The organism is Xanthomarina arctica (assembly GCF_014638915.1).
In the GTDB taxonomy this organism is placed as follows: Bacteria; Bacteroidota; Bacteroidia; order Flavobacteriales; family Flavobacteriaceae; genus Xanthomarina; species Xanthomarina arctica.
On record NZ_BMFQ01000001.1, the window covers coordinates 1392460 to 1416194 of the forward strand.

The window sequence follows — 23735 nt, forward strand, 5'->3', positions numbered from 1 at the left end:
AATTATCTTTACAAGAATTTAAAAGTCAAAAAATGTTTAAGAAATTTTTATTAATTGCCATTGTTTTTATCTCTTCAATTTCAGGTTTTTCCCAGAATAGTGTCAATGATTATAAATATGTTATTGTTCCAAATGAATATAATTTTTTAGATGAAGAGGATGAATTTCAACTTAATTCAATTTCTCATTTTCTTTTTAATAAATATGGTTTTATAGCTCTTAAAGAGTTTGAACTATTCCCTAATGACTTGATTAACAATCCATGTTTAGCTTTGAAAGCAGACGTTATAAGTGATTCTGGTACTTTTAAAACCAAATTAAAAATTAAATTAATAAATTGTAAAAACGAAACAATCTTTCTTTCAGAAACAGGAGAGAGTTACGATAAAGAATACTCCGTGGCTTATAATAAAGCTTTAAGGGAAGCTTTTATTTATGTAAATGCTCTTAATTATAACTATAGCCCTAATCAGGAAATCTTGGCTTTAGGGAATTCTAGTGATAAAGAGTCAAGTAAAGAAATTAAACAACTTAAAGAAGAAATAGCTACTTTAAAACAGAAAAAAGTGGTGCAAACTCCTATAGAAGTGGTTGCTGTTGCTCCTGTTTCTACCAAAGAAATAGTAACAAGTACTAAGGAAGAAGATACTGTTGAAAAAAAAGAAACCATTTTATATGCTAACAAAACAGATAATGGCTACCAGCTTGTAAACAGTGCAACAAAAGTGGTTATGATATTATTGAACACAAAAAATCCAGAGGTTTTTATGGTTCAAGGTAAAAATGCTATGGTTTTTAAAGAAGGTGGTTCTTGGTTTCTATCTGAAAATGATGGAACACAAGTAAAAGACACCCTATTAAATATCAAATTTTAATAGTTGTACTTATCTTTCCAACGTTGTTTTAAAAAATCTCTATGAGCATTTTCTCTACTGTTTTGTCCTGGATTGTAAAGTGTGGTGTTCTTTATTTCATCAGGTAAAAATTCTTGTGTAGCAAAGTTATTTTCGTAACCATGAGCATATTTATAATCTTCGCCATAGCCTAATTCTTTCATCAGTTTTGTTGGGGCATTTCTAATACCTAAAGGTACTGAAAGGTCTCCCGTATTTTTAACCAATTGTTGAGCTACATTTATAGCTTCGTAGGCGGCATTGCTTTTTGGAGAGCAAGCTAAATAAGAAGCGCACTGGCTTAAAATAATTCTAGATTCCGGGTAGCCTATAATTGAAACTGCCTGAAAGGTATTGTTAGCCATAATTAGTGCTGTAGGATTGGCATTACCAATATCTTCACTGGCTAAAATAAGTAACCTTCTAGCAATAAATTTCACATCTTCCCCACCTTCAATCATTCTAGCCAACCAGTAAACTGCCGCATTAGGATCACTACCTCTTATGGATTTTATAAAGGCAGAAATTATGTCGTAATGTTGTTCACCAGTTTTATCGTAACGAACTGTGTTATTTTGAACCTTCTGTAAAACAGATTCATTTGTAATAGTCATTTTATCTGATGTTTCAGAATTGACTATCAATTCAAAAATATTTAATAATTTTCTAGCATCACCACCAGAAAGACGCAATAAGGCTTCTGTTTCTTTTAATTTGATACTTTTTTTAGAGATGTACTCATCTTTTTCTATTGCTCGCTTTAAAAGCGCTTCTAAATCGCTTTTGCTAAAAGAATTTAAAACATAGACCTGACAGCGAGATAAAAGTGCAGGAATAACCTCGAAACTAGGATTTTCGGTTGTAGCACCTATTAAAGTAACCCAACCTTTTTCTACAGCTTGTAATAAAGAATCTTGTTGCGATTTGCTAAATCTATGGATTTCGTCTATAAATAAAATGGGATTTTTAGTAGTAAATAAACCACCACTCGTTTTTGCTTTTTCAATAATATCGCGTACATCTTTTACTCCAGAACTAATGGCACTCAACGTGTAAAAAGGCCTGCCAGATTCTGAAGCTATAATATTTGCCAAGGTAGTTTTGCCTATACCTGGAGGTCCCCAAAAAATCATAGAAGGAATTAATCCTTGTTTGATCTGTTTCGTTAAAGCACCTTGTTCTCCAATTAGATGTGTTTGACTAATGTAGTCGTCTAGGGTTTTAGGACGTAATCTTTCGGCTAAAGGTTCATTCATATTGTAAAATTACTACATTCCTGCGAGGACAGGAATCTCATTATCAATTTTTTATTATAATTGTTTAGAAGTTCTATGTTTTAGTGTAATCTGACAATTTAACACGAAAATCAATTGTGGTTATGTATTTGTAATTAATAGTTTAAATTTAAAGATGAATTCTAAAGATCAGTTTCAGTTTTCAAAAGGTGTGATTTTATATCCCGTTTTTTTTGTGCTTCTTATTTGGCTGATCTTTTCATTGGAAATTCGGTTTGGTATCAATTTCACAGAATATGGTATTTATCCACAAACTTTAAAAGGATTGAGAGGTGTTTTATTCAGCCCTTTTATACATTCGGGTATTTCACATTTATATCATAATACCATTCCTCTTTTTGTTTTAACTACTGCTTTGTTCTATTTCTATAGACCCATTGCTTGGAAAGTTATTATATATGGTATTTTGCTCTCTGGGTTTATAACGTGGAGTATTGGAAGACCGTCTTACCATATTGGAGCTAGTGGGTTGATCTATGTATTGGTAAGCTTTACCTTTTTTAAAGGCATTTTCGCAAAATATTATCGCTTGATTGCTCTGTCTTTATTAGTTATTTTTTTATATGGAGGTATGATATGGTATGTATTTCCTATTGAAGCAGGCGTTTCTTGGGAAGGACATACAGCGGGATTATTAACAGGGCTAATATTCGCTCTTATATTTAGGAAGGAAATAGCCAAACCTAAGAAGTTTGCATGGGAAGAGGAAAGCTTTAATGAAGAAGAAGATCCATTTTTGAAACATTTTGATGAAAATGGGAATTTTATAGAACTACCTGATATGGAAACAGAACTAGAAGCTACAACTGAAGATGTATTAAATGTGGATTATAGTATGACAAGAGAGCAGGAGGGACGGGCTACAATTCATTATACTTTTAAACCTAATAAGGACTAAGTTTCAAAAACTAAATTCCAAATTCCAATCAACCACTTACCTTTACAGAATACGTTCCGGCGGCTCAAAAATCAAAAATCTACAATCGTAAATCTAAAGTCTCTGTCTTATTACTTCATATAAAAAGACACCACAAGCTACAGAAACGTTAAGAGATTCTATTTCTCCTAATAATGGTAATTTAGCTTTATCATCGACCAATTTTAAGACGGAAGGATTAATCCCTCTACCTTCAGAACCCATAATTATTGCGCAAGGTTCTTTAAAAGACACATCATAAAGCGTGTTGTCTGTTTTCTCTGTTGCTGCAATTACTTTTATTCCAGAAGCTTGCAAAAAGAACATGGCATCTTTGATATGATCCACTTTACAAATAGGTACTTTAAATACGGCACCAGCACTAGTTTTAATAGTATCACCATTTACGGGAGCACCACCTTTTTTTTGTATAATAATACCATGAACTCCTGTACATTCTGCAGTTCTAATTATGGCACCAAAATTTCTGACATCACTTATTTGATCAAGCAGTATAAATAAAGGTGTTTTTCCAGATTCTATTACAGACATTACAAGTTCCTCCATATCATGGAAAGTAATTGGCGAAATTTGCGCTACAGCACCTTGATGGTTTTTATCTGTTAGTCTGTTTAATTTTTCTACAGGAACATAGGAGCTATTAACGTTTGCTTTACGTATAGATGTCTCCAACTCATTGAATAATTCGCCTTTTAGACCTTTTTGAAGAAATACTTTTTCAATTGTTTCTCCAGAATTAATGGCTTCAATGATGGCTCTTAAACCAAATATTTGTGTGCTTTTTTCCATAAAACAAAGGTATAAAAAAAACCATCTCAAAAGAGATGGTTTTTAGAATTATAATATGATTACTTTTTAGAAAGGAGTAACAGTATAGTTAAATCCATCTTTAGTAACAGTTGCAAGAGCAATTTGAGTTCCATCAGGTGAATCAGTTGTAAAACCAGCAACCTCTATAGTTCCACTTGTAGTGAAAAATTCTTGATCGTAGTTTACAGACATAGGTACTTCTGCAGCTAAAGTTAAGTCCGCATATGGATTTTCATATAGAAGAGCAACAAGTATATATTCTCCATCAGGCGTTGTAGCATCAAAATCTAAATACTCAGGACAATCTCCTGTTTGAGCATCTATGTTTCCTGTATCCACGAAAGCAGCATCAAAGACTAAAATGTCAAAATCCATTCCACAGAAATTGTAAACACCTGAAGAGAAATCATCTTCGAAAGTAACTTCACCTTCCCAATCAAACTCCATGTTTAATACATCATTGATGTAATCGCCAGCTCCCAGAATAGTAAAAGTTTCAGTAAAAGGGGTAAGTGTAAAATTACCATCATTAGCCGATGCAGTTACAATAATAGTCTCATCACCTTCTATGTCACCAGTACTCAGAATAGTAATAGTAGCACTACTACTAGTAGAACCAGCAGGAATGATTATCATGGAATTGCTCACTTCATAATCATCGTCCATTACAGCAGACCCAGAAAAATTTAAATCTATTACTGCGTCAGCAGTAGTTATTTCTGGAATAGAAGCTATGATTACCACTTTATTGGTACTAGGATCAGCAGGGTCAATTGCAGTCTCCCAAAATTCCGTTGGAGACGGCGATGCTAAAGTTACATTTTGAGATGTATAATTAATTCCAGATGCACCAGTATTATCATCATCATCACTACAAGCAGTAAACAGAATGCCGGTGAAAGCAATTAATGCAATAGTTTTTATATGTTTTTTCATTATATTTATTTTTTATATTATGTATTAAGGTACTGGTGTATAAGTAGTTTCTATAGAGTAGTTTAAACCAGAACCAGCATCAATTAAGAAGTTGGTGAAAGTAAAACTTCCATCTGCATTCACTATTCCAGTTCCACCAGCTCCAGAGTAATTGTTGTCTTCTAAATCACCACCGTCGTAAGTTAATGTACCACAAGTATCAATCATATACCAAGAAATACAGTTACCAGCTCCAAAACTATATGTTGGCATACTTGAAACTAAATATCTTCCTGGAGATTCTTGTGTAACTACAACAGGATCAGTACCCACTCCACAAACGAAAGGCATGTTAGGGTTAGAATAATTACCAGCAAGGTCAGATGAACAATTAACAATTAAATTGTAATTCCCCATAGAATTGTTGTAGTAATACACATTACCATCAGTTTGCGTGATTTTTGTTCTTAGTGCTAAAACACCACCAATTCTCAAATCAGATTCCGTAACTCCTGTTCCTGCTAATAGGTCATCTATATTATCTATTACAAGCGATAGAGGTAAGGTTGTACTTTCTGCAGCTACTGATTCTTGACCACCGTTATAAGATTTTACAATTTGAACATTTGCAATGTCGGCTAAACTACCAGAAGTAAGTTTAACAGTCATATTTAAATAAGCATTTGTTATTGAAACCTCTGCATCAGCTAAATCAACTCCAGGTTCTGGATTTCCTAATATAGAACTATTAGTAGTTGCATTAACAACAACTAAAGCACCTGCGGTATCTCTATCATTTAGAACTTCTGCTTGATCATCAGCATCACAAGAAAATATGGATACGATAAGAGCAAAAATCATAAATTTTGCTAAATTATTTTTTTTCATTTTTTTCATTTTTTCTCTTTTTTTAATTAATTTTTGTCCCAATCTACTTTGGTAGTTAATAGATCTGGCCCTTGATTAGCAATAGCCGCTGCTAAGTTTGCAGCATTTACTGATTGCTCACTAGTAGGGTATGTATATCTAACAGGTATTGAATTAACACCAGGTGCTGGATCTACAGCTAAAGGTAAAGTAGAAGGAATATCTGATCTTCTCCACTCATTCCAAGCTTCGATACCTTGCATGTAAGTAGAGATCCATAATTGCTCAGCAATTGAAGTGTATCCACCGTAGAAAGGAACATAAGAACCTGCCGGTAAGCCGTTCATCATTAAAGACTCATCAATTCCTGCTTGGAAAAATGAACCAGCATTTCCAGTAACCCAACCTTTGTCAACAGCTTCTGCTAACAATAAGTTAATTTGAGATGCAGCTAAGATATAAACAGGTGCTTCTGCAGCCATGTAAGCATCTCCAATTTCAGAAACAGTTCCAGGAGCATATCCTGAAAGACCTGGGTTTATATAACCAGCAGGTTTTCCTCTATAGATACCATCATCATTTACATTAGCATATACCGTTAATCTTGGATCGCTATCAGAAAGCATTTGATTTACTAATTGCTCACCCATACACCATTCTCCAGATCTACCACCTTGAACGATACCGTAAAAAGGATTTGTATTAGGAGCGTTTTCTGTAGTATAAGATATAAAAGCATTATTATCATTAGTAACAATTAAATTACCTGAACTAGCTAAATCTTGCAATACACTAGAATCAAATTGTGCTGTTTCAGAAATTCTCATCATAGCTCTAAATTTAACTGATGCAGCTAATTTTTTCCATTTAGAAATATCTCCGCCATACATTAAATCTTGTCCTGCACTAATAGTTCCAGAACCGTCTAATAATGCGTCAGCATTTGTAAGCATACCTAAAATCTGAGAGTATGCTGATGCTTGTGTATCATAAGCTGGAAATGGATTTGCACCACCTTGATTAGCTTCAGATACTGGAATGTCTCCATAAGCATCTGCTAAAGTTTGAAAAGCAATAGCTTGCAATACTAAAGATACTCCTTTTACTGCATTATTATCTGCCTCATCGGCCAACTCATACATGTCTTGTGCTTCATTAACTACACTTGTATATAAGGCAACCCATAAATTATTTATAGATCCTACTCTAGGGAAATATCTATCAGCATCATTATATACAGGTTTGGATAAATGTTGTACCCATGCATCTGCCGCTTCTCCAGTTAAGAAATAATTATTTATTTCGTTAACTAAAGTTCTTTGTATAAAACCTAATTCTAAATCTACAATAATCGTTGTAGGCTTATTCGGATCCGTATTAATCTCCTCGAAATCTTTATCACAGCTAGTAAAACCTAATACTAGGAACATGGACAATAATAAAGATATTTTATTATATTTTTTCATTTTCTTTTTTTGATTAAAATTTAACATTTACGCTAAAACCAATGGTTCTTGCTGAAGGTGTTTGTGCATATTCTAAACCTTGTTGTCCAGTACCTGTACCAAATGCAGTTTCCGGATCAATATTCGGAGCTGCTGAATACAATAAAGCTAAGTTTCTAACATTTAATCCAAAAGCAATAGATTGGATTGGCATGTTGTTGAAATGTTTAGAAGGTATAGTATAACCTATAGCAAGTTCTCTCCATTTTACAAAAGTAGCATCAAATACTGAAGATTCTGCAACGTTTTGGCTAAATGCAGTTGAATAGTAACTTTGAGCGGTTTGTATCACATTGTTTGGTACATAACCCCCATTACCATCAGACATAACACCATTTCCAATTACACCAGTTTCTCTACCAGGAAGAGTTTCTGCAAGTACTCCAGATAACATTCCCCAAGTATTGGTTTGTGAATAAACTTCACCACCAACTTTTGTATCGATAAGAGAGCTAAAACTGAATCCTTTATAAGACATATTGATTCCTACACCACCTGTCCAGTCAGCTTGAGAGTTTCCTAAAACCTCATATTGGCTAGAGACAACTGGTAAACCATTGTCATAAATAATTTCACCACTATCAGAACGTGCAAAAGCAGGTCCGTATATTACTCCAATTGGGTAACCATTTCTAGCTTGTGTGTTAACGTTCCATAAATCACCATTCTGTAAATTAACAGCATCTCCAGCTATATCGCTAACCATGTTATCGTTTTTACCAAAATTCACATTAACTCCTAAATTAAATCCATCAGATTCTGTACTTCTAATAATGTCAGCACCAAGTACTAATTCAATACCTTTATTGGTAATTGTTGCAGCATTATCCCAAACACTAATAAATCCAGAAGCAGCTGAAACATCAACAGGTAATATTACATCTGTAGCTTCTTTATTATAATAAGAGAAATCTAATCTTAATCTATTTGAAAAGAATCTAGCATCAAGTCCTACCTCAAATTCAGTCTCATTTTGTGGCTTAATATTTTCATTCCACAAAGTAGTACTAATTAAAGCAGTTGGATCAGTTCCATTTAAAGGAGAAGATGATAAGTTGTAAGAAGGAGCTACGTTATAAGGAGCTAAAGGACCTGCACTACCAGTAATTGCCCATGCACCTCTTACTTTTAAGAAAGAAACTACTTCTTTATCTAAGTTTAACATATCACTAGCTACAAGACTTAAAGATACAGCTGGATAAAAGAAACTGTTATTATCTAAAGGCAATACTGAAGCCCAGTCATTTCTACCACTAAAATCTAAATAAACAAAGTTTTTATAACTTAATTGACCTGTACCAAATAAACTGTTAATAGCTTCTTCAGAATGAAATTCTTGAATTATTGGAGCTGATGCAGAATTTGATAAATTATATAAACCATTAAGTACTAACTGTTCAGCAGTACCTGCCATTAAATTGTACTTAGTTCTCATGATGTTACCACCAACGCTTAAACTAAGACCAAAATCTTCGCTAGATCCTAATTTAGTGTTGTAAGCAAGAATAGCTTGAGAGTTAACCTCATAATTGTTTCTACTTACGGTTTGATAAAATCCATTACGGAAATCTACAGTTCCAAAAGCACGTTGAGTTTCTCTTGAATCATCGAAATAATCAATACCAGTAGAAGCAGAAACTGTTAACTTATCAGTTATTTCATATCCAAGGTTTACAGAACCTACCCATCTATTTCTTTCCCAAGGGTGTAAGTTATTATCAAGTGCCCAGAAAGGGTTGTTGTTAAAACTTAAATTCCAGTTTAAAGGTGTATAGATACCAGGATTGTTAGTTTCTATTAAAGGAAGACTTTGCCAGTCTCTTAAAGCACCCCAATCAACTTGTCTTGCTCCCCAAACTAATTGTCCAATTTGGTTATCTACATCTCCGTAACCAGTAGCATTTCTGTTTTCAGAGGTACTTTTGATATACATTGCTGTAATTCCAGCACTCCATTTGTCACTTAAATCGAAATTTACATTTCCAGAAAAGTTGTACTTTTTAAGATCAGTATTATAAATAATACCTTCAGCATCTGTTAAACCCATAGAAAGTCTATAAGTTGCCTTATCTGAAGAACCATTTAAAGCTACTGTATTAGTAGTTGTTAATCCAGTATTGTAAAAATCATCTACTACACTATCAGGATTAGAAACCCAAGGAAGTGGTTGTGGATTATTTGGATTATCAATTAAAGATTGATATTGAATAAAATTGTAACCAGCATCTAAAGCAGGACCCCAACTTTCGTCAGTTCCACCATCTCCAGAAACAGCACCACCATCATAACCAAAACCATCGATATACTCAAAATAACTGCTAGAGTGACCTTGACCATAAGAGTTTTGGTAATCTGGAAAGATGTAAGGGTTTGAGAAACTTACATTACTATTAATAGAAATTCCTAAACTCTCCTTTTTTGTTCCAGTTTTTGTAGTAATTACAATTACCCCATTGGTACCTCTCATACCATATAGAGATGTTGCAGCACCACCTTTAAGAACGTTTAAATCTGCAATGTCTTCAGGATTAATATCCGCAAGTCCATTAGGCAAATCTGTTCCAGTGTTTGTTTCAGCAAATGATGAGTTATTCATAACTACACCATCAACAACGATTAAAGGTTGTGCACTACCGTAAATAGTAGAAATACCTCTAATTACAATACGAGTAGAAGCACCTACATCTCCAGAAGATTTAGTGATATTCACACCAGCTATCTTTCCAGTTAATGCATCTACAACGTTTGTTACAGGAATCTCGTTTAAATCGTTAGATTTAAGGTTTTGGGAAGAATACCCAATACTTCTCTCTTCTTTTTTAATACCAAGAGCCGTAACAACTACCTCGTCGATTGCAGTTACATCTGGAATCATACTAAAGCTAATCATGTTGCTGGCACTGCCAACAGTCATGTCTTTATTAGTATACCCCACGAAAGAGTATGATAAGACATCGCCAGCACTCGCAGATATGGAGTAATTTCCATCAAAATCTGTTTGTGTACCATTTGTCGTACCTTTTACAATAATATTAACTCCAGGAAGGGGTAACCCGTTTTCATCGGACACAGTTCCTGAAATTGTTTTTTCTTGTGCAAACGTAAATTGCACAACAAACGCTAGGAATAGCGTTAAAATTCCACTAAACTTTGTTTTCATTTTATATTTTATTTGAATTAGTCTATGCCAAAAATCATAATAAAAAGTTAATTAAACAATATTTAAGGGTTAAAATTTTGATTTTTTTTGAAAATAGGTCGTTTTCGCGTTAAAATAGCCTTAAAAAAAGGCGGTTAGGCTTAGATGAACCTGCGAATTTGAGAATTTAAAGCTTTGATTTTCACTTTTACCATTAGCAAAGTTGAATTTTAAGAGTCCAGCTTTAGTAATTAAGCCAAAACCAAAGCCAAAACTGTAGAGTTTTTCCTTTTGATCTATTAGTTTGTTTTCCAAATAGGCAAAATCTATAATTGTATGAACATAAATACTATTATTGAAGACATATCTATACTCTGTATTTAAAACCCCAAATAAAGTGGCAGCTAAACTATTCTCTTCAAACCCGCGAATGGAATTAATACCTCCAAACCAACCCAATTCGTTATCAAAATAGTTGTCAGAAAATAATCCAAAACCATTGACCCTAATATAGATGCTGTTTTTTAGATTTAAATTGAAAATATTGAAAGCATCTAACAGAACTTGGTATTGCTTTGTAGATGTGTTTTCGTACGTCCGGTTTCCGGTTTCCAATTGAATATCGAATAATCTGTTGACATTGAATAAAATGTTTTCTTTTTGCCTGCTTTTGTATTGATAACTTGCGGTAAAAAATAAAGTAGAATAATCCTTTATGGTAGGGTTGCTATATAAGGAATCTAATAAATTATTTGATTGTACAGATCTTATTCCGGCAAATACTTTGTTTTTAGGATTTAACTGATAAAATATTTTTGCGTTTTGGCTTGCTGTAGAAAAGGAAGAGTCTTTCTTTAATAGATGCAACTCCAGTTCGGTTCCAATAGGCGAACCAAATAAATAAGGTAAGTTTAAATTAACCTGGAAAGTTTTTTGTTCGTTTTCGTCGCTTTTGTAAACCAATCTAAAAGATTCACCATAATTTAAATTATTATTCAATTCTAAATTTAAATAGCCACTAAATTCGATTTTGTTTGTTTCTTCATTGGAGCCAAAACCTATAAAGCCATCAAAATTATTACTTTTTACTTTGTCTAGAAAAATATAGAGCGTGGTTGAGTCTTTTGTGAAAAGAATTTCTGGGTCTTTAATTTGGCTCGCAAAAGGAAGTTCGTTTAAGTTTTGAATTTGTTTTTTAATTTTTGTTAAGTTAAAAACATTTCCTTCTTTTATTTTTAAATAATATTTCAAATACGATTTAGGGAATTTCTCATAACCCTTAATAATGATTTTATCAATTCTCCTGTCGCGTAATTTCTCTGAACTTATTAAAGTGCCCTCAATTTCAGAATTTTCATTTATCGTTATTTCAGAAAGCTGTAAAGTGCTAAATGGATCGCCTAACTCTGCCAATTTTAAATTTATGGTACTAAGTGCCTTTTCTGTGTCTTCAATTGGAATTGTAAAATAGGTGTTGGATGTTTTGTTAGAGACTAAATCAATTACTTTTCTAGGGATGATGCTGTCATTATAATGTATCGTAACGCTATTAAATTTTTTATTTAGGTTAAAAGGAACAATAAGTAAGGAGTCCTCTCTTATTATGGGTAGCATGTTACTTTCTATAAATCCAATCGTATTTAGCTTGTTGTTAAAAATAAGAAGCTCCTTGCTTACGGATTCAAAATCCTTATGAAATTTTGCATACCTAATGGAATCTATTGTTTTTGTTTCCATGCTGTCTTTTCCTATAATCTTTAACTGCAATTCTTGACAAATTGCATTTAAAGAAAAAAGAGAACAAACAAGGATAATTAGGTATGGATTTTTTAGCACGTCTTCGTTAAACTATAAGTTTTGTAAAACTAACGCAAAAAGAAGTTTTATTATATATCAAAATGTCTAATTTTTGAATTGAACTGAAATTATTGTTGTTTTTGGAGGATTTTATTTTCATAAATATTCTTAATTCTTGGTACTAGGGGAATTATAAATATAAAAAATTAAATGCTTCTAATTTAGAGGAAATAGTGCTTAAATTGGCTTTTTCAAAAAAAATATGCCCTAAGTTGTGAAAATTAATCTATTAAGGTTTGAAAATTTAAAATATATTTCTACCTTTGCAGCCCTCTAATATGAGGTAATAGTAAATTATATTATAAAACATATGCCAACAATTTCACAATTAGTACGAAAAGGAAGAGCCAAAATAACCAAGAAGAGTAAATCGGTAGCTTTAGATTCGTGTCCACAAAGACGTGGAGTTTGTACTCGTGTTTACACAACTACACCTAAAAAACCTAACTCTGCAATGCGTAAAGTAGCAAGGGTAAGGTTAACAAATGGTAAGGAAGTGAACGCTTACATTCCCGGAGAAGGACACAATTTACAAGAGCACTCGATAGTATTGGTTAGAGGTGGAAGGGTAAAAGATTTGCCAGGAGTTAGATATCATATCGTTCGTGGAGCCTTAGACACAGCAGGTGTTGCAGGTAGAACACAACGTAGATCTAAATACGGTGCAAAACGCCCTAAGAGTTAATTTAAGTAAACTTAAGAAGAAGACATGAGAAAAAGAGCAGCAAAAAAGAGACCGCTTTTACCAGATCCACGTTTTAACGATCAGTTAGTAACTAGATTCGTAAACATGATGATGTGGGATGGTAAGAAGTCAGTAGCTTTTAAAGTGTTTTACGATGCAATTGATATCGTAGAAACAAAGAAAACAGACGAAGAAAAAACAGCTTTAGAATTATGGAAAGATGCTTTATCTAACGTTATGCCTCACGTAGAAGTACGTAGTCGTAGAGTTGGTGGTGCAACATTTCAAATTCCAATGCAAATACGTCCAGACAGAAAAGTTTCAACTGCAATGAAATGGCTTATTAGCTATTCACGTAAAAGAAACGAAAAATCTATGGCGCAACGTTTAGCATCAGAAATTTTAGCTGCGGCTAAAGAAGAAGGAGCTGCCGTTAAGAAAAGAGTTGATACTCATAAAATGGCAGAAGCAAATAAAGCATTCTCACACTTTAGATTTTAAATAAAATGGCAAGAGATTTAACATTAACAAGAAACATTGGAATTGCTGCTCACATTGATGCTGGTAAAACAACAACAACGGAGCGAATTCTTTATTATACAGGAGTATCTCATAAAATTGGAGAAGTACACGATGGTGCTGCAACAATGGACTGGATGGAGCAAGAGCAAGAGCGTGGTATTACTATCACATCTGCTGCTACAACTTGTGAGTGGGTATTTCCAAGAGTAAATGGTGAGCCAACTGATGATTCAAGTGAATACCATTTTAATATTATTGACACACCTGGCCACGTTGATTTTACGGTTGAAGTAAACCGTTCATTACGTGTGTTAGATGGTTTGGTTTTCTTATTTAGTGCAGTGGATGGTGTTGAACCACAATCTGAAACTAACTGGAGATTAGCTGATAACTATAAAGTGCCTAGAATTGGTTTCGTTAATAAAATGGACCGTCAAGGATCTGACTTTTTAGGTGTTTGTCAACAAGTAAAAGATATGTTGAAGTCTAACGCAGTGCCAATTGTATTAAATATTGGTGATGAAGAAGATTTTAAAGGTATCGTAGATTTAGTTAAAAACAGAGCTATAGTTTGGCATGATGATACACAAGGGGCAACTTTTGATGTTATTGAAATTCCAGAAGAACTAAAAGCTGAAGCTAAAAAATATAGAGCATTACTTATTGAGGAAGTTGCATCTTATGATGAGAACTTACTTGAGAAATTCATGGAAGATGAAAATTCTATAACAGAAGAAGAAGTGCATGCTGCACTTAGAGCTGCTGTAATGGATATGGCTATTATACCTATGGTGTGTGGTTCTTCATTTAAAAATAAAGGGGTTCAGTTCTTATTAGATGCTGTATGTCGTTATTTACCTTCTCCAATGGATAGAGAAAGTGTTATTGGTGTGAATCCAGATACAGAAAAAGAAGAAAGACGTAGACCAGATGTTAATGAGCCTTTCGCTGCTTTAGCATTTAAGATTGCTACAGATCCTTTTGTTGGTCGTTTAGCATTCTTCCGTGCTTATTCTGGAAGATTAGACGCTGGTTCTTACGTATTGAATAATCGTTCTGGTAAAAAAGAAAGAATTTCACGTATCTACCAAATGCATGCTAACAAGCAAAATGCTATCGATTTTATCGAAGCTGGAGATATTGGAGCTGCTGTTGGATTTAAATCTATCAAAACAGGAGATACACTTTCAGACGAAAAGCATCCTATCGTTTTAGAATCTATGAACTTCCCTGATCCAGTTATTGGTATCGCGGTAGAACCTAAGACTAAAGCAGATGTTGATAAAATGGGTATGGCTTTATCTAAATTAGCTGAAGAAGATCCAACATTTACAGTAAGAAGTGACGAAGCTTCAGGACAGACTATTATTTCTGGAATGGGTGAACTTCACTTAGATATTATTGTAGATCGTTTAAGACGTGAGTTTAAAGTTGAAGTAAATCAAGGGCAACCTCAAGTTGAATATAAAGAAGCTATTACTCAAGCTGCAGATCATAGAGAAATCTATAAGAAACAATCTGGTGGTCGTGGTAAGTTTGCTGATATCGTATTTACGGTTGAACCAGCAGATGAAGGTAAGACAGGTCTTGAATTTGTTTCAGTAATTAAAGGTGGTAACGTTCCTAAAGAGTTTATCCCTTCTATTGAAAAAGGATTTAAAATGGCCATGATAAATGGACCATTAGCAGGATATGAAATTGATTCTATGAAGGTAACTTTAAGAGATGGATCATTTCACGATGTAGATTCTGATGCATTATCTTTTGAACTAGCTGCAAAGTTAGGATTCAAGAATTGTGCTAAAGCTGCTAAAGCGGTGATTATGGAGCCTATAATGAAAATTGAAGTAATTACTCCTGAAGAAAACATGGGTGACATCGTAGGTGATTTAAATCGTCGACGTGGTCAAATGAGTGATATGGGAGACAGAGCAGGTGCAAAAACTGTAAAAGCTACTGTACCATTATCAGAAATGTTTGGATATGTTACTACATTAAGAACATTATCATCAGGTCGTGCAACATCAACAATGGAATTTTCACACTATGCTGAAACTCCTTCAAATATATCTGAAGAAGTAATTAAAGCTGCTAAAGGCATTGAAGCTTAAATCTAAAGAAAATGAGTCAAAAAATTAGAATAAAATTAAAGTCTTACGATCACAATTTGGTAGACAAGTCTGCTGACAAGATCGTTAAAACAGTAAAAAGTACTGGAGCTGTTGTAACTGGACCAATTCCATTACCAACTCATAAGAAAATTTTCACTGTATTACGTTCACCTCACGTAAACAAGAAAAGTAGAGAGCAATTTCAATTAAGTTCTTACAAGAGATTATTAGATATCTATAGCTCTTCGTCAAAAACTATTGATGCCTTGATGAAACTTGAATTACCAAGTGGTGTTGAAGTAGAAATTAAAGTTTAAGTATAAACTTTAATTTACATCCCGAATTTATTTCGGGAACTCATAAAAGAGATTCCTGCTTTCGCAGGAAGTATAAATGTCCTTAACGATGGTTAGGGAAAAACGGAAAAATACAATTCAAGGCTGAAACGTATTTTTCAGCCTTGAATTTTATAGTATAGTAGGGATAAGTTAAAACTTGTCCATGCAAAATTTGAATAATAAACAATTAATAATTAATAATTATGTCTGGGTTAATAGGAAAGAAAATCGGTATGACCAGCATCTTCGACGAAAATGGAAAGAACATTCCATGTACAGTAATCGAAGCTGGGCCATGTATCGTTACCCAAGTCAGAACTGAAGAAGTTGATGGTTATGAAGCTATCCAACTTGGTTTCGATGACGCGACAGAAAAGAGTGCTACTAAAGCTGACTTAGGTCACGCTAAAAAAGCAGGAACTTCTGTAAAACGCAAAATCGTTGAATTCAAAGGTTTTGATAAGGAGTACAAATTAGGAGATGCAATAACTGTTGAGCACTTTATAGAAGGTGAATTCGTAGATATCGCAGGAACATCAAAAGGAAAAGGTTTCCAAGGTGTAGTAAAACGTCATGGTTTTGCTGGTGTGGGTCAAGCGACTCACGGTCAACATAACCGTTTAAGAGCACCAGGTTCTATTGGAGCAGCTTCTTATCCTGCGAGAGTATTTAAAGGAATGAAGATGGCCGGAAGAATGGGTGGCGATAGAGTGAATGTTGAAAATTTAAGAGTTTTAAAAGTAGTTCCAGAAAAGAACTTACTTGTGGTTAAAGGTTGTGTACCTGGTCATAATAACTCTTATGTAATTATTCAGAAATAATGAAAGTAGCAGTTTTAGATATAAACGGAAAAGAAACTGGAAGAAAGGCAGACCTTTCTGACGCAGTTTTTGCTATTGAGCCTAACAATCATGCTGTATACTTGGATGTTAAACAATATTTAGCAAACCAAAGACAAGGAACTCACAAATCGAAAGAGAGAGCTGAGATTTCTGGAAGTACACGTAAGATTAAAAAACAAAAAGGAACAGGTACAGCTAGAGCTGGATCTATTAAGTCTGGTGTTTTTAGAGGTGGTGGACGTATGTTTGGTCCTAGACCAAGAAACTATAGTTTTAAATTAAACAAAGGTTTAAAGCGTTTAGCAAGAAAATCGGCCTTTAGTATTAAAGCAAGCGAGAAGTCAATTGTTGTTTTAGAAGACTTTAATTTTGAGTCTCCAAAGACAAAAAACTTTACAGCAGTTTTAAAGGCTTTAGGTTTAGAAAACAAAAAATCCCTATTTGTGTTGGGTGCGTCAAATAATAATGTATATTTGTCGTCACGCAATTTAAAAGGCTCTGAAGTTATAACTAACTCTGAATTAAGTACTTACAAGATTCTTAATGCGAATCACGTGGTGCTTTTAGAGAGTTCTTTAGAAGAAATTGAATCGAACTTAAGTAAATAAGAAACAAATGAATATCTTAATTAAACCTATAATCACAGAAAAAGCGACAGCGGATAGCGAGTTAAGAAACTGCTATACGTTCTCGGTGAATACCAAGGCGAACAAGGTAGAAATTAAAAAAGCGGTGGAAGCTGCTTATGGCGTTTCTGTTGAAAAAGTTCGTACTATTAATGTCCGTCCAGATAGAAAAACTAAGTTTACAAAAACTGGTGTTCAACATGGTAAAACAAATGCAATTAAGAAAGCAATTGTACAACTGGCGGAAGGTGAAATGATTGATTTATACAGTAACATGTAATTAAAGACAAATGTCAGTAAGAAAATTAAAACCAATCACACCAGGACAGCGATTTAGAGTAGTAAATGGATTTGACGCCATAACTACTGATAAGCCGGAAAAGAGTTTACTCGTTCCGAACAAAAGGTCTGGTGGTAGAAACAGTCAAGGAAAAATGACCATGCGCTATATAGGTGGAGGTCATAAGAGAAAGTATCGTATTATCGATTTTAAACGTAACAAAACTGGAATTCCAGCAGAAGTTAAGTCTATCGAGTACGATCCAAACAGAACAGCTTTTATTGCTTTATTGAATTATCAAGACGGTGAGAAAGCATACATTATTGCACAAAACGGATTACAAGTTGGTCAAACAGTTGTATCCGGAGATACGGCTCCTACGGAAATTGGTAATGCTATGTCATTAGCAAAAATTCCATTAGGGACTATTATTTCTTGTATCGAATTACGTCCAGGACAAGGAGCTGTTATGGCTCGTAGTGCTGGTACTTTTGCACAATTAATGGCAAGAGACGGTAAGTTTGCAACAATTAAACTTCCTTCAGGGGAAATTCGTTTAGTGTTAGTAACATGTATGGCTACAATAGGTGTCATCTCTAACTCAGATCATCAATTGTTAGTATCTGGTAAAGCAGGTAGAACAAGATGGTTAGGTAGAAGACCTCGTACGAGACCAGTTGTAATGAATCCAGTCGATCACCCAATGGGTGGTGGTGAAGGAAAATCATCAGGTGGACATCCACGTTCTAGAAACGGTATACCTGCTAAAGGTTATAGAACCCGTTCTAAAACGAAAGCGAGTAATAAATATATTGTAGAACGTAGAAAGAAATAATAAGTCATGTCAAGATCATTAAAAAAAGGACCTTACGTTCATTATAAATTAGATAAGAAAGTTCAAGACAACGTTGAATCTGGAAAGAAAACGGTAATCAAAACCTGGTCTAGAGCTAGTATGATTACACCAGACTTCGTTGGACAAACTATAGCAGTACATAACGGTCGTCAATTTGTACCGGTATATGTAACTGAGAACATGGTAGGACATAAATTAGGAGAATTTTCACCAACAAGATCTTTTAGAGGTCATGCAGGTGCTAAAAACAAAGGTAAAAAGTAGTAAGCTATGGGAAGTCGTAAAAAACAAATGGCAGACGCAATTAAGGAAGGGAAAAAGCACATCGCTTTTGCTAAACTTAATAACTGTCCTACATCACCAAGAAAAATGCGTTTAGTAGCCGATTTAGTAAGAGGCGAAAAAGTAGAGAAGGCGCTTAATATTTTAAAATTTAGCCAAAAAGAAGCATCAAACCGTTTAGAAACTTTGTTATTGTCTGCAGTTGCAAACTGGCAAGCTAAAAACGAAGATGCAAGTATTGAAGAAGCTGAATTGTTTATAAAAGAGATTAGAGTTGATGGCGGATCAATGTTAAAAAGATTACGTCCAGCACCTCAAGGTCGCGCACACAGAATTAGAAAACGTTCAAACCACGTAACAGTTGTGGTTGGAGCTATTAATAACACACAAGCTTAAATAGAGATATGGGACAAAAAACAAATCCAATCGGAAATCGTTTAGGAATTATCAGAGGATGGGAATCTAACTGGTACGGAGGAAACGATTATGGTGATAAACTTGCCGAAGACCATAAGATCAGAAATTACGTGCATGCACGTCTATCTAAAGCTAGTGTTTCAAGAGTAATTATCGAAAGAACTCTTAAACTTGTAACCGTTACTATAACTACTGCTAGACCTGGTATTATTATTGGGAAAGGTGGCCAAGAAGTAGACAAGTTAAAAGAAGAACTTAAGAAAATTACTGGTAAAGAGGTTCAAATAAATATATTTGAAATCAAAAGACCGGAACTTGATGCACAATTAGTAGCATCAAGTGTTGCTCGTCAAATTGAAAATAGAATTTCATACAGACGTGCAATAAAAATGGCTATCGCTGCAACTATGCGTATGAATGCAGAAGGAATCAAGATCCAAATTAGTGGTCGTTTAAATGGTGCTGAAATGGCACGTAGCGAACATTATAAAGACGGACGTATTCCATTATCTACATTCAGAGCCGATATTGATTATGCTTTAGTTGAGGCTCACACTACTTATGGTAGATTGGGTATAAAAGTATGGATCATGAAAGGTGAAGTATACGGTAAAAGAGAACTTTCTCCTCTTGTTGGATTATCTAAGAAGCAAGGAAAAGGTGGAGCCCCAGGACGTGGCGGAAATAGAGATAATAAACCTCGTCGCAGAAAGTAATTTTTTAAAGAACAAGAAAAATGTTACAGCCTAAAAAAACAAAATTTCGTAAACAACAAAAGGGACGTATGAAAGGTAACGCCGGAAGGGGTCATCTTTTATCAAGTGGAACTTTTGGGATAAAATCGTTAGACACAAGCTTTGTTACAGCTCGTCAAATAGAAGCAGCACGTATTGCCGCTACACGTTTCATGAAAAGAGAAGGATCTATCTGGATTAAAATTTTTCCAGACAAGCCTATTACAAAAAAGCCTCTTGAAGTACGTATGGGTAAAGGTAAAGGTGCCGTTGAATACTGGGTAGCAACCGTACTACCAGGTAGAATATTATTTGAAGTAGGTGGAGTGCCTTTAGACGTTGCAAAAGAAGCATTACGTTTAGCAGCACAAAAACTACCAGTTAAAACTAAGTTTATAATTGCTCGAGATTACGAAGCATAATTTATTTGATATTATGAAACAATCAGAAATTAAAGAATTATCTGTAGCTGAGTTACAAGATAAGCTTAGTGAAACTAAAAAGAGTTATTTAGATTTAAAAATGACTCATACTATGTCTCCTTTAGAGAACCCAATCCAGTTACGTAACGTAAGAAGAGACGTAGCTAGAATTGCGACTGAATTAACAAAAAGAGATTTACAATAATTCTGCCGAAAAGATGGAAACAAGAAATTTAAGAAAAGAACGTATAGGAATAGTTACTAGTAACAAAATGCAAAAATCAATAGTTGTTGCAGAAGTTAAAAAAGTAAAACACCCTATGTATGGAAAGTTCGTGTTGAAAACGAAGAAATACGTTGCACACGACGAAACAAACGATTGTAACATTGGAGATACTGTAAAGATCATGGAAACAAGACCTATGAGTAAATCTAAATGTTGGAGATTAGTTGAAATAATTGAAAGAGCTAAATAATTATGATACAAACAGAATCAAGATTAAAAGTAGCTGATAACACTGGAGCAAAAGAAGTATTAACCATACGTGTTCTAGGTGGTACCAAAAGAAGATACGCATCTGTAGGAGACAAAATTGTTGTTACAGTTAAAGATGCAACACCTAATGGAAACATTAAAAAAGGTGCTGTTTCTACTGCAGTTGTAGTACGTACAAGAAAAGAAGTAAGAAGACCAGACGGATCTTATATTAGATTTGACGACAACGCATGTGTTTTATTAAACCCAACGGGTGAAATGAGAGGAACACGTGTATTTGGTCCTGTTGCAAGAGAACTTCGTGATAAACAATTCATGAAAATTGTATCATTAGCACCTGAAGTGCTTTAATGCAAAATAAAATGACAAAGCTTAAAATTAAATCAGGAGATACCGTAAAAGTAATAGCTGGAGACCATAAAGGTTCAGAAGGTAAAGTACTTAGAGTATTAACAGATAAGAACAAAGCGATCGTTGAGGCTGTAAACATGGTGAAGAAACATACTAAACCAAGTGCACAGAATCCTCAAGGTGGAATCGTAGAAAAAGAAGCTGCTATTCAAATTTCTAACTTATCATTAGTAACTTCAAAAGGAGAAACTACAAGAGTTGGTTATAGAATGGAAGGCGATAAAAAAGTAAGATTTTCAAAAAAATCTAATGAAGTAATATAGTTATGGCATATACACCTAGACTTAAAGAAGAGTACAAAAGCAGAGTAACTGCTGCTCTTACAGACGAATTTGGTTATAAAAACATCATGATGGTGCCTAAACTTCAAAAGATAGTATTATCTAAAGGAGTTGGAGCAGCAGTTGCTGATAAAAAGTTAATCGACCACGCAGTGGAAGAATTAACAACTATAACTGGACAGAAAACAATTGCAACTATCTCTAAGAAAGATGTTGCATCATTCAAATTACGTAAAGGAATGCCAATTGGCGCTAAAGTAACTTTACGTGGAGAAAGAATGTACGAATTTTTAGACCGTTTAATTACTTCAGCATTACCTCGAGTTAGAGACTTTAATGGAATTAAAGCAACTGGTTTTGATGGTAGAGGAAATTACAACTTAGGAATTACTGAGCAAATTATCTTTCCAGAAATTGATATCGATAAGGTAAACAAAATTTCAGGAATGGATATTACATTTGTAACTACAGCTGCAACTGATAAGGAAGCAAAATCATTATTAACAGAATTAGGATTACCTTTTCAAAAGAATTAAGATATGGCTAAAGAATCAATGAAAGCCCGTGAGGTAAAGAGAGCAAAAACAGTAGCAAAGTATGCTGAGAAACGTAAAGCTTTAAAAGAAGCTGGAGATTTCGAAGGATTACAAAAGTTACCTAAAAATGCTTCTCCTGTACGTATGCACAACCGTTGTAAACTAACAGGTAGACCTAAAGGGTATATGAGAACTTTTGGTCTTTCTCGTGTTATGTTCAGAGAAATGGCTAACCAAGGTTTAATACCAGGAGTTAGAAAAGCTAGCTGGTAATATTAAAAATTAATTATAAACTGGAATTAGGTTTAACAATAATGTTAAAAACCAATTCCGAAATTTAATAACTATGAATACAGATCCAATTGCGGATTATCTAACTAGAGTTAGAAATGCTGTAAGAGCAAATCACAGAGTGGTTGAAATTCCAGCTTCTAATTTGAAAAAGGAAATTACTAAAATATTATTCGAACAAGGATATATTTTAAGCTACAAATTCGAGGATGACTCAGTACAAGGAACAATCAAAATTGCCCTTAAGTACAATAAAGAGACCAAAGAGCCTGTAATTAAAAAAATCCAAAGAATAAGTAAACCAGGTTTACGTAAGTATGCAAGTTCAAAAGAACTACCTAGAATTTTAAATGGTCTTGGTATTGCAATCGTTTCTACTTCTCACGGAGTAATGACAGGAAAGCAAGCACAAAGAGCAAATATAGGTGGCGAAGTACTTTGTTACGTTTACTAATTAAAAGCGAATAAGAAATGTCAAGAATAGGTAATAACCCAGTAGAAATTCCAGCAGGAATTACAGTTGATATTAACGATAACATAATTACAGTAAAAGGAAACCTAGGTGAATTAACCCAAGAATTTTCTGATGTAACAGTTAAAGTTGAAGACGGAAATGTATTTGTTGAGCGTCCTTCAGACACTAAAGTTCACAAAGCAAAACATGGACTTTATAGATCCCTAATCAATAATATGATTAAAGGTGTATCTACAGGATGGACAAAACAATTAGAATTGGTAGGTGTTGGTTATAGAGCATCAAACCAAGGACAAAAATTAGAATTAGCGTTAGGATTTTCTCACAACATAGTTTTAGATATTGCTTCTGAAGTAACAGTGGAGACAGTTTCTGATAAAGGAAAAAATCCAATTATAAAATTAACTTCAAAAGACAAACAATTAGTTGGTCAAGTAGCTGCTAAGATCCGTGGATTTAGACCACCAGAGCCTTATAAAGGTAAAGGGGTTAAATTTGTAGGAGAAGTATTAAGAAGAAAAGCAGGTAAATCAGCTTAATAATTAAGTTATGGCATTAACAAAGAACGAAAAACGATTAAGAATTAAAAGCAGAATTCGTAAAACAGTTTCAGGTACTGAAGCTAGACCAAGATTATCTGTTTTTAGAAGTAATAACGAAATATATGCTCAAGTTATAGATGACGTATCTGGTAAAACTATCAGTGCAGCATCTTCTAGAGATAAAGACATTAGTTCTGCAAAAGGAACTAAATCAGAAATAGCTGGTTTAGTTGGGAAAGCAGTAGCTGAAAAAGCCCTTAAGGCAGGTGTAGATACTATCTCTTTTGATAGAGGTGGATACCAATACCACGGAAGAGTAAAATCATTAGCCGAAGGAGCTAGAGAAGCAGGACTTAAATTCTAAGAAATT

30 protein-coding genes are annotated in these 23735 nt (G+C 34.0%); 23 read left to right on the forward strand and 7 right to left on the reverse strand.

Features of this window, described 5'->3' with window-relative positions:
- The first annotated feature begins 32 nt into the window (after window positions 1–32).
- Window positions 33–875 carry a hypothetical protein gene (locus IEV77_RS06020; protein WP_188462789.1) on the forward strand — a complete coding sequence of 281 codons (843 nt, stop codon included), beginning with the start codon at window positions 33–35 and terminating at the stop codon, window positions 873–875.
- Here the strand turns inward: IEV77_RS06020 and IEV77_RS06025 are convergent.
- The gene (locus IEV77_RS06025; RefSeq protein ID WP_188462791.1) at window positions 872–2149 is read right to left on the reverse strand and encodes a replication-associated recombination protein A; all 1278 of its coding nucleotides are present in this window, start codon (window positions 2147–2149) and stop codon (window positions 872–874) included. The two genes, IEV77_RS06020 and IEV77_RS06025, sit on opposite strands and share 4 nt — an antisense overlap.
- A 154-nt stretch (window positions 2150–2303) precedes the next feature.
- Here IEV77_RS06025 and IEV77_RS06030 point away from each other — a divergent pair, with 154 nt between their 5' ends.
- Complete coding sequence (locus IEV77_RS06030; protein WP_188462793.1) at window positions 2304–3086, forward strand: rhomboid family intramembrane serine protease; 783 nt, start codon at window positions 2304–2306, stop codon at window positions 3084–3086.
- Between the two features lie 93 nt (window positions 3087–3179).
- Here the strand turns inward: IEV77_RS06030 and rlmB are convergent, their stop codons facing one another.
- The 6 genes from rlmB to IEV77_RS06060 all read right to left on the reverse strand — a co-directional run bounded on the left by rlmB (window position 3180) and on the right by IEV77_RS06060 (window position 12098).
- Complete coding sequence (gene rlmB / locus IEV77_RS06035; RefSeq protein WP_188462795.1) at window positions 3180–3914, reverse strand: 23S rRNA (guanosine(2251)-2'-O)-methyltransferase RlmB; 735 nt, start codon at window positions 3912–3914, stop codon at window positions 3180–3182.
- A 66-nt stretch (window positions 3915–3980) separates the two neighbouring features.
- On the reverse strand, window positions 3981–4871 hold the full coding sequence (locus IEV77_RS06040) for a hypothetical protein (RefSeq protein WP_188462797.1): 891 nt from the start codon (window positions 4869–4871) through the stop codon (window positions 3981–3983).
- 24 nt (window positions 4872–4895) lie between these two features.
- On the reverse strand, window positions 4896–5738 hold the full coding sequence (locus IEV77_RS06045) for a hypothetical protein (RefSeq protein WP_188462799.1): 843 nt from the start codon (window positions 5736–5738) through the stop codon (window positions 4896–4898).
- A gap of 26 nt (window positions 5739–5764) precedes the next feature.
- Window positions 5765–7183, reverse strand: coding sequence for a SusD/RagB family nutrient-binding outer membrane lipoprotein (locus IEV77_RS06050; protein ID WP_188462801.1), 1419 nt, complete (start codon window positions 7181–7183; stop codon window positions 5765–5767).
- A gap of 13 nt (window positions 7184–7196) precedes the next feature.
- Window positions 7197–10382 (reverse strand): SusC/RagA family TonB-linked outer membrane protein, encoded by a 3186-nt coding sequence (locus IEV77_RS06055; protein WP_188462803.1) that lies wholly within the window; start codon window positions 10380–10382, stop codon window positions 7197–7199.
- Window positions 10383–10502: 120 nt separating this feature from the next.
- Complete coding sequence (locus IEV77_RS06060; RefSeq protein ID WP_188462805.1) at window positions 10503–12098, reverse strand: POTRA domain-containing protein; 1596 nt, start codon at window positions 12096–12098, stop codon at window positions 10503–10505.
- A gap of 430 nt (window positions 12099–12528) precedes the next feature.
- Between IEV77_RS06060 and rpsL the strand changes: the two genes are divergently transcribed.
- The 21 genes from rpsL to rplR all read left to right on the forward strand — a co-directional run bounded on the left by rpsL (window position 12529) and on the right by rplR (window position 23729).
- Window positions 12529–12903 carry a 30S ribosomal protein S12 gene (gene rpsL / locus IEV77_RS06065; protein ID WP_040492199.1) on the forward strand — a complete coding sequence of 125 codons (375 nt, stop codon included), beginning with the start codon at window positions 12529–12531 and terminating at the stop codon, window positions 12901–12903.
- A gap of 24 nt (window positions 12904–12927) precedes the next feature.
- Window positions 12928–13404, forward strand: coding sequence for a 30S ribosomal protein S7 (gene rpsG / locus IEV77_RS06070; RefSeq protein WP_188462807.1), 477 nt, complete (start codon window positions 12928–12930; stop codon window positions 13402–13404).
- A 5-nt stretch (window positions 13405–13409) separates the two neighbouring features.
- A complete protein-coding gene (gene fusA, locus IEV77_RS06075; RefSeq protein WP_188462809.1) occupies window positions 13410–15536 on the forward strand; it encodes an elongation factor G in 2127 nt (708 codons plus the stop codon).
- A gap of 11 nt (window positions 15537–15547) precedes the next feature.
- On the forward strand, window positions 15548–15853 hold the full coding sequence (gene rpsJ / locus IEV77_RS06080) for a 30S ribosomal protein S10 (protein WP_007650482.1): 306 nt from the start codon (window positions 15548–15550) through the stop codon (window positions 15851–15853).
- A 224-nt stretch (window positions 15854–16077) separates the two neighbouring features.
- Window positions 16078–16695, forward strand: coding sequence for a 50S ribosomal protein L3 (rplC, locus tag IEV77_RS06085; protein WP_188462811.1), 618 nt, complete (start codon window positions 16078–16080; stop codon window positions 16693–16695).
- Window positions 16695–17324 carry a 50S ribosomal protein L4 gene (gene rplD / locus IEV77_RS06090; protein ID WP_188462813.1) on the forward strand — a complete coding sequence of 210 codons (630 nt, stop codon included), beginning with the start codon at window positions 16695–16697 and terminating at the stop codon, window positions 17322–17324. Before rplC ends, rplD begins: the two co-directional genes overlap by 1 nt.
- A gap of 7 nt (window positions 17325–17331) precedes the next feature.
- The gene (gene rplW / locus IEV77_RS06095) at window positions 17332–17622 is read left to right on the forward strand and encodes a 50S ribosomal protein L23 (RefSeq protein ID WP_188462815.1); all 291 of its coding nucleotides are present in this window, start codon (window positions 17332–17334) and stop codon (window positions 17620–17622) included.
- A gap of 10 nt (window positions 17623–17632) precedes the next feature.
- Complete coding sequence (gene rplB / locus IEV77_RS06100) at window positions 17633–18457, forward strand: 50S ribosomal protein L2 (protein ID WP_188462816.1); 825 nt, start codon at window positions 17633–17635, stop codon at window positions 18455–18457.
- Window positions 18458–18463: 6 nt separating this feature from the next.
- A complete protein-coding gene (rpsS, locus tag IEV77_RS06105) occupies window positions 18464–18742 on the forward strand; it encodes a 30S ribosomal protein S19 (protein WP_188462818.1) in 279 nt (92 codons plus the stop codon).
- Window positions 18743–18748: 6 nt separating this feature from the next.
- The gene (gene rplV, locus IEV77_RS06110) at window positions 18749–19156 is read left to right on the forward strand and encodes a 50S ribosomal protein L22 (RefSeq protein ID WP_188462821.1); all 408 of its coding nucleotides are present in this window, start codon (window positions 18749–18751) and stop codon (window positions 19154–19156) included.
- A gap of 8 nt (window positions 19157–19164) precedes the next feature.
- A complete protein-coding gene (rpsC, locus tag IEV77_RS06115) occupies window positions 19165–19893 on the forward strand; it encodes a 30S ribosomal protein S3 (protein ID WP_188462823.1) in 729 nt (242 codons plus the stop codon).
- A gap of 20 nt (window positions 19894–19913) precedes the next feature.
- Complete coding sequence (rplP, locus tag IEV77_RS06120; RefSeq protein ID WP_188462825.1) at window positions 19914–20333, forward strand: 50S ribosomal protein L16; 420 nt, start codon at window positions 19914–19916, stop codon at window positions 20331–20333.
- A gap of 13 nt (window positions 20334–20346) precedes the next feature.
- On the forward strand, window positions 20347–20538 hold the full coding sequence (gene rpmC / locus IEV77_RS06125) for a 50S ribosomal protein L29 (RefSeq protein WP_188462827.1): 192 nt from the start codon (window positions 20347–20349) through the stop codon (window positions 20536–20538).
- A gap of 13 nt (window positions 20539–20551) precedes the next feature.
- The gene (rpsQ, locus tag IEV77_RS06130; RefSeq protein WP_040288031.1) at window positions 20552–20809 is read left to right on the forward strand and encodes a 30S ribosomal protein S17; all 258 of its coding nucleotides are present in this window, start codon (window positions 20552–20554) and stop codon (window positions 20807–20809) included.
- Window positions 20810–20811: 2 nt separating this feature from the next.
- The gene (gene rplN / locus IEV77_RS06135; RefSeq protein ID WP_007650464.1) at window positions 20812–21180 is read left to right on the forward strand and encodes a 50S ribosomal protein L14; all 369 of its coding nucleotides are present in this window, start codon (window positions 20812–20814) and stop codon (window positions 21178–21180) included.
- A gap of 11 nt (window positions 21181–21191) precedes the next feature.
- A complete protein-coding gene (gene rplX, locus IEV77_RS06140; protein WP_188462829.1) occupies window positions 21192–21503 on the forward strand; it encodes a 50S ribosomal protein L24 in 312 nt (103 codons plus the stop codon).
- Window positions 21504–21505: 2 nt separating this feature from the next.
- On the forward strand, window positions 21506–22057 hold the full coding sequence (gene rplE, locus IEV77_RS06145) for a 50S ribosomal protein L5 (RefSeq protein WP_188462831.1): 552 nt from the start codon (window positions 21506–21508) through the stop codon (window positions 22055–22057).
- Window positions 22058–22060: 3 nt separating this feature from the next.
- On the forward strand, window positions 22061–22330 hold the full coding sequence (rpsN, locus tag IEV77_RS06150) for a 30S ribosomal protein S14 (RefSeq protein ID WP_188462833.1): 270 nt from the start codon (window positions 22061–22063) through the stop codon (window positions 22328–22330).
- A 73-nt stretch (window positions 22331–22403) separates the two neighbouring features.
- Window positions 22404–22802, forward strand: a complete 399-nt coding sequence (gene rpsH / locus IEV77_RS06155; protein ID WP_188462835.1) for a 30S ribosomal protein S8 — start codon at window positions 22404–22406, stop codon at window positions 22800–22802.
- A gap of 17 nt (window positions 22803–22819) precedes the next feature.
- Window positions 22820–23362 carry a 50S ribosomal protein L6 gene (gene rplF, locus IEV77_RS06160; protein WP_188462837.1) on the forward strand — a complete coding sequence of 181 codons (543 nt, stop codon included), beginning with the start codon at window positions 22820–22822 and terminating at the stop codon, window positions 23360–23362.
- Window positions 23363–23372: 10 nt separating this feature from the next.
- Window positions 23373–23729, forward strand: a complete 357-nt coding sequence (gene rplR, locus IEV77_RS06165) for a 50S ribosomal protein L18 (protein WP_188462839.1) — start codon at window positions 23373–23375, stop codon at window positions 23727–23729.
- Window positions 23730–23735 lie beyond the last annotated feature (6 nt).

Excerpts from the sequence above, each read along its gene's own strand:
- IEV77_RS06025 (WP_188462791.1), bottom strand. The coding sequence starts at position 2,149 with ATGAATGAACCTTTAGCCGAAAGATTACGTCCTAAAACCCTAGACGAC.
- rlmB (WP_188462795.1), bottom strand. The coding sequence starts at position 3,914 with ATGGAAAAAAGCACACAAATATTTGGTTTAAGAGCCATCATTGAAGCC.
- rpsG (WP_188462807.1), top strand. The coding sequence starts at position 12,928 with ATGAGAAAAAGAGCAGCAAAAAAGAGACCGCTTTTACCAGATCCACGT.
- IEV77_RS06040 (WP_188462797.1), bottom strand. The coding sequence starts at position 4,871 with ATGAAAAAACATATAAAAACTATTGCATTAATTGCTTTCACCGGCATT.
- rplF (WP_188462837.1), top strand. The coding sequence starts at position 22,820 with ATGTCAAGAATAGGTAATAACCCAGTAGAAATTCCAGCAGGAATTACA.
- rpsS (WP_188462818.1), top strand. The coding sequence starts at position 18,464 with ATGTCAAGATCATTAAAAAAAGGACCTTACGTTCATTATAAATTAGAT.
- IEV77_RS06020 (WP_188462789.1), top strand. The coding sequence starts at position 33 with ATGTTTAAGAAATTTTTATTAATTGCCATTGTTTTTATCTCTTCAATT.
- rpsN (WP_188462833.1), top strand. The coding sequence starts at position 22,061 with ATGGCTAAAGAATCAATGAAAGCCCGTGAGGTAAAGAGAGCAAAAACA.
- rplW (WP_188462815.1), top strand. The coding sequence starts at position 17,332 with ATGAATATCTTAATTAAACCTATAATCACAGAAAAAGCGACAGCGGAT.
- rpsJ (WP_007650482.1), top strand. The coding sequence starts at position 15,548 with ATGAGTCAAAAAATTAGAATAAAATTAAAGTCTTACGATCACAATTTG.
- rplX (WP_188462829.1), top strand. The coding sequence starts at position 21,192 with ATGACAAAGCTTAAAATTAAATCAGGAGATACCGTAAAAGTAATAGCT.
- rpsC (WP_188462823.1), top strand. The coding sequence starts at position 19,165 with ATGGGACAAAAAACAAATCCAATCGGAAATCGTTTAGGAATTATCAGA.
- rpsL (WP_040492199.1), top strand. The coding sequence starts at position 12,529 with ATGCCAACAATTTCACAATTAGTACGAAAAGGAAGAGCCAAAATAACC.
- rplR (WP_188462839.1), top strand. The coding sequence starts at position 23,373 with ATGGCATTAACAAAGAACGAAAAACGATTAAGAATTAAAAGCAGAATT.
- IEV77_RS06030 (WP_188462793.1), top strand. The coding sequence starts at position 2,304 with ATGAATTCTAAAGATCAGTTTCAGTTTTCAAAAGGTGTGATTTTATAT.
- rplE (WP_188462831.1), top strand. The coding sequence starts at position 21,506 with ATGGCATATACACCTAGACTTAAAGAAGAGTACAAAAGCAGAGTAACT.
- fusA (WP_188462809.1), top strand. The coding sequence starts at position 13,410 with ATGGCAAGAGATTTAACATTAACAAGAAACATTGGAATTGCTGCTCAC.
- rplB (WP_188462816.1), top strand. The coding sequence starts at position 17,633 with ATGTCAGTAAGAAAATTAAAACCAATCACACCAGGACAGCGATTTAGA.
- rplD (WP_188462813.1), top strand. The coding sequence starts at position 16,695 with ATGAAAGTAGCAGTTTTAGATATAAACGGAAAAGAAACTGGAAGAAAG.
- rpsQ (WP_040288031.1), top strand. The coding sequence starts at position 20,552 with ATGGAAACAAGAAATTTAAGAAAAGAACGTATAGGAATAGTTACTAGT.
- rplP (WP_188462825.1), top strand. The coding sequence starts at position 19,914 with ATGTTACAGCCTAAAAAAACAAAATTTCGTAAACAACAAAAGGGACGT.
- rplN (WP_007650464.1), top strand. The coding sequence starts at position 20,812 with ATGATACAAACAGAATCAAGATTAAAAGTAGCTGATAACACTGGAGCA.
- IEV77_RS06055 (WP_188462803.1), bottom strand. The coding sequence starts at position 10,382 with ATGAAAACAAAGTTTAGTGGAATTTTAACGCTATTCCTAGCGTTTGTT.
- IEV77_RS06060 (WP_188462805.1), bottom strand. The coding sequence starts at position 12,098 with ATGGAAACAAAAACAATAGATTCCATTAGGTATGCAAAATTTCATAAG.
- rplV (WP_188462821.1), top strand. The coding sequence starts at position 18,749 with ATGGGAAGTCGTAAAAAACAAATGGCAGACGCAATTAAGGAAGGGAAA.
- rpsH (WP_188462835.1), top strand. The coding sequence starts at position 22,404 with ATGAATACAGATCCAATTGCGGATTATCTAACTAGAGTTAGAAATGCT.
- IEV77_RS06050 (WP_188462801.1), bottom strand. The coding sequence starts at position 7,183 with ATGAAAAAATATAATAAAATATCTTTATTATTGTCCATGTTCCTAGTA.
- IEV77_RS06045 (WP_188462799.1), bottom strand. The coding sequence starts at position 5,738 with ATGAAAAAAAATAATTTAGCAAAATTTATGATTTTTGCTCTTATCGTA.
- rplC (WP_188462811.1), top strand. The coding sequence starts at position 16,078 with ATGTCTGGGTTAATAGGAAAGAAAATCGGTATGACCAGCATCTTCGAC.
- rpmC (WP_188462827.1), top strand. The coding sequence starts at position 20,347 with ATGAAACAATCAGAAATTAAAGAATTATCTGTAGCTGAGTTACAAGAT.